This window comes from Vibrio sp. OPT46 (assembly GCF_015163535.1).
GTDB lineage: Bacteria > Pseudomonadota > Gammaproteobacteria > Enterobacterales > Vibrionaceae > Vibrio > Vibrio alginolyticus.
Genome location: NZ_JADDYG010000358.1, coordinates 49,841 through 53,570, shown reverse-complemented (window position 1 = coordinate 53,570; position 3,730 = coordinate 49,841). Strand labels below are relative to the sequence as shown.

The window sequence follows — 3,730 nt, the reverse complement described above, 5'->3', positions numbered from 1 at the left end:
AGTTACCTATCTGGTCGTGGTTTCGAGCTTCTTTACGCGCATTACTACGGCGAAGAGAAGAAAGCGATCGACATTATTAAAGCGCACGCAGAGGGTGAAGAGAAAGCAGTAGAGCACGTCGAGCGCTTTATGGAGCTGTTAGCGATCTGCTTTGCAAACCTGTTTACTGCAACAGACCCACACACCGTTGTACTTGGTGGCGGCTTATCTAACTTCGAATTGATTTACGAAGAGATGCCAAAACGCATCCCTAAACACTTATTGTCTGTGGCTAAGTGTCCTAAGATCATCAAAGCAAAACACGGTGATTCAGGTGGTGTACGCGGCGCTGCGTTCTTAAACATCAAGTAGTGACTGAAACCTTACTCGATATAAAGTAAGAAGAAATTTAAAGCCCCGTTTAGACTTTCAAGGTTAAACGGGGCTTTTACTTATATACCTAAGTAATTTCGGTATGCTCGGGTATAGATCATGAACAAAAGTAGCATGCATAAAAAACTCACGACGAATCGTGAGTTTTCTGTTTGCAGCTAAGCTTATTTGTTCTTTTTGCCTACGCCTAGGTTTTCTTTTTGAGCTAGGGTGATTTTGCTAAAGCCTAATTTTCTGAAGTAGTTGTCGCGGTAGTTTCGCACCGCTTTAGTGTCAGACACTGCTTCGATTTGTTGCTCCATCTTTAGGAACTCAGTGATATCGATACCTTCGGCTTCTGCAACTGCTTCTTGAATGTTGCGGTGCTGCTGGTATGAGAACGTCAGTTCTTTGTCTTGGTCTTTGTAAGTGTAAAGAATGGTGCGAGCCATAGCTGTCTCTCTGAAAAGGTTTCTGTATTAAACAAAAAGGCCAGACTCGCTGACCTTTGAATTTCTAGTTTGAGCTAGATTCTGCCTTGAAGTGGGATAATTGTCACGCTTTCTCCCGCTTTTACTGTATCAATAGCTGGGGAGATTTCGATCAAACAGTTTGCCTCACTCATTGAGCGCAAAATACCAGAGCCTTGCTTGCCTGTTGTACGAACGGTTAAACGGCCAGTGTTATCCAGTTCATAGATTCCTCGACTAAATTCGGTACGACCTTGTCGAGAGCGAAGGTTTTCAGTCGCGATGGCATTCACTTTCAGAGGCTTCCAGCCTTGTTCGCCTTGCATCTTACGCAGTGCAGGCTCAACAAAGTTGATGAATGAAACCATCACGGCAACAGGGTTGCCCGGCAGACCAAAGAACGGCTTGTTGTTGATTTGACCAAACGCTAATGGACGTCCCGGACGCATGTTGATTCGCCAAAAATCGATTTGACCAAGTTTATCCAAGGCAAGTTTGATGTAATCCGCATCACCAACGGATACGCCACCAGAAGTCATAACCACGTCCGCTTGCGCCGATGCGTTTTCCAATGCTTCAATCATTAACTGTTCGTTGTCTTCCAGAATACCGAAGTCCAAGATCTCGCAGCCGAGCTTTTCAAGCATGCCCATGATGGTAAAACGGTTGGAATCGTAGATAGAATTCGCTTTTTGCTCTGTTCCCGGCGCTTGTACTTCGTCACCGGTGGAGAACACGGCAACTTTCAATTTTCGGAATACATTCGCTTCACCAAAGCCAAGCGAAGCGATCATGCCCATTTCTGGAGAGGCGAGGCGAGTGCCTGCGGTAAAGACGTCACTGCCGATAGCGAGATCTTCACCTGCTTGACGAACGTTTTGGCCTGCTTTGATATTCGCACCGTTAAAAGTGACCCTGTCACCTTCTTGAATGGCTTGCTCACGCATGACCACTGTATCGCCGTTACGTGGTGTTGGTGCGCCAGTCATGATCTTAACTGCTTGACCAACTTCCAGAGGCTGATCGTAAGCATGGCCCGCCATCACTTCAGCAACCACTTGGTAGCTATCACGGTCAACATCATCACTGCGGATGGCATAACCGTCCATCGCGGAGTTGGTGTATTGCGGCACATTTACTGGTGAAACGATATGTTCCGCAAGAACGCGGCCATAGGCGTTTTCAATCCTGCATGCTTCTATTTCCGAAACCGCGTTCACCAAAGAAAGGATTTTTTCTTGGCCTTGAACCACAGAAAGGAAAGCCGGAGAAAGTGTGTCGCAACATGCAGCTTCTTTCTCTTTGTTTTTTGGCGCTTTCGCTTCTTGAACATACTGAATAACGAACTGAGCAATCGCTTCAAGATCATTGATGTTCATTTGTGGCAGTTCAGAGTCCAACTCGCCGCCGTCTGAAGCGATAGCGATGATGTTTTCATCGTTTGGATAAAGCCAAGGCTTGCCGACTTCTTCACGGTGCAATTCGATTTTAGGAAACGCGATGTTTTTGCAGCCTTCGACCAAAACCACATCAAGCATGTCTTCATCAAAACGTGTTAATAGGAATTCAAACTCCGCTTCGGCTTCTGGCGTTTCTGTCATTAACGCAAAACGGTTGCGAGAAGCAATCAGCATTTGAGATGCGCCAGCTTTGCGTAAACGGTAGCTGTCTTTACCCGGCTTATCGACATCGAAGTTGTGATGAGCATGTTTTAGCATGCCAATGCGCAGGCCCGCTTCAGTTAGCTTTGGCAATAGGGCTTCAAGCAGTGTGGTTTTGCCTGTGCCTGAATAAGCCGCAAAACCAAGAATAGGAATGTTTAGCGTGTGTTTCATGATTCTAATTGTCCAAATTGCGCCAGTTCTTCCGGAGTGTTCAAGTTGACGAAACAGTTTGGTGAGTCGCTAAAGTCAACGTAACTAGTGTTGCACTCTTTGTAGAGCAGAATGATTTTGCGGTCGCCACGTTCTAAAAATGCGGTGAGTTTTGGCAGTACGCGCTTGTGGTAGAGCGTAAAAACAGGTTGCTGATGGTCACCATCATGCGCGACCAAAATATCGCTGTCTTCTTTGACGAACTGGCAGAAACGCTCGACAAGGTCGGTGTTGATTTGTGGGCTATCGCAAGGTACAAATCCGACCCAGTCAGTTTCAGCATGCATCAAACCCGCGTGAATACCGCCCATAGGCCCAGGGAAATCTTTGAATTGATCACTAAATACGAAACCAAATTTGCTGTACGCATCTTGGTTTCGGTTGGCATTAATTAAAATGCGTGGAGTTTGTGGAGATAAACGTTCAATAACGTGTTCGATGAGTGGCTTCTGATTTAATTCAATCAGACCTTTATCTTTTCCACCCATACGGCTGGCTTGGCCACCAGCCAAAATGACCCAACTAGTTTGTGTTGGTTGAAGCATATGCATTCTCTTGGGATGTTTCTTTTGGTATGACATACAACAGAGGAGACTCTATCAAAGTCTTGTCTTTAATCCACCACTGTTTCTTACATAAGTCGGTCAGTGCGTTGGCCTGATGGCTTGTCACCACGATACTGGAACCACGATCCAAAAGATCTTTCGCCATCACCACCAATCGTTCAATGGATTCTTGGTCTAAAGACGCACTTGGCTCATCCATCAATAAAATCGACGGCTTTAAGATCCAAGCCCTTGCCATGGCAACGCGCTGTTTTTCACCGCCGGACAACACGGAAATATGTTCGTCCGCTAAGGTTTCTAAACCTACCATGCGCAGCGCGTGAATAACTTGAGCTCGCTTATCTTTTTGCGTGTCTTGTTGATATTTCACTCCATAGACTACGTTTTCATATACAGTGCCGTCAAAAAGGTAAGGGGATTGGTGGAGATAAATCACATCGACACGACCATTGCGACGCGTCAGTCTTTT

5 protein-coding genes are annotated in these 3,730 nt (G+C 45.9%); 1 reads left to right on the top strand and 4 read right to left on the bottom strand.

Annotated elements, in window-relative coordinates:
• Positions 1-351: ROK family protein (locus IQR33_RS33260; RefSeq protein ID WP_228013932.1), on the top strand; the 351-nt coding region annotated here is incomplete at its 5' end.
• 185 nt (positions 352-536) lie between these two features.
• Here the strand turns inward: IQR33_RS33260 and IQR33_RS16290 are convergent.
• From IQR33_RS16290 to IQR33_RS16275, 4 genes are all read right to left on the bottom strand, one after another.
• Entirely contained in the window at positions 537-803 is a 267-nt protein-coding gene (locus tag IQR33_RS16290) for a DUF2960 domain-containing protein (RefSeq protein WP_005377584.1), read from the bottom strand.
• Between the two features lie 74 nt (positions 804-877).
• Positions 878-2,656 carry a bifunctional molybdopterin-guanine dinucleotide biosynthesis adaptor protein MobB/molybdopterin molybdotransferase MoeA gene (locus tag IQR33_RS16285; protein ID WP_193843855.1) on the bottom strand — a complete coding sequence of 593 codons (1,779 nt, stop codon included), beginning with the start codon at positions 2,654-2,656 and terminating at the stop codon, positions 878-880.
• The gene (mobA, locus tag IQR33_RS16280; RefSeq protein WP_005377572.1) at positions 2,653-3,240 is read right to left on the bottom strand and encodes a molybdenum cofactor guanylyltransferase MobA; all 588 of its coding nucleotides are present in this window, start codon (positions 3,238-3,240) and stop codon (positions 2,653-2,655) included. Before mobA ends, IQR33_RS16285 begins: the two co-directional genes overlap by 4 nt.
• Positions 3,218-3,730 (bottom strand): energy-coupling factor ABC transporter ATP-binding protein (locus IQR33_RS16275; RefSeq protein ID WP_228013931.1); only part of this gene is annotated, 513 nt, incomplete at its 5' end. The genes mobA and IQR33_RS16275, both read right to left, overlap by 23 nt.

Excerpts from the sequence above, each read along its gene's own strand:
- mobA (WP_005377572.1), bottom strand. The coding sequence starts at position 3,240 with ATGCTTCAACCAACACAAACTAGTTGGGTCATTTTGGCTGGTGGCCAA.
- IQR33_RS16285 (WP_193843855.1), bottom strand. The coding sequence starts at position 2,656 with ATGAAACACACGCTAAACATTCCTATTCTTGGTTTTGCGGCTTATTCA.
- IQR33_RS16290 (WP_005377584.1), bottom strand. The coding sequence starts at position 803 with ATGGCTCGCACCATTCTTTACACTTACAAAGACCAAGACAAAGAACTG.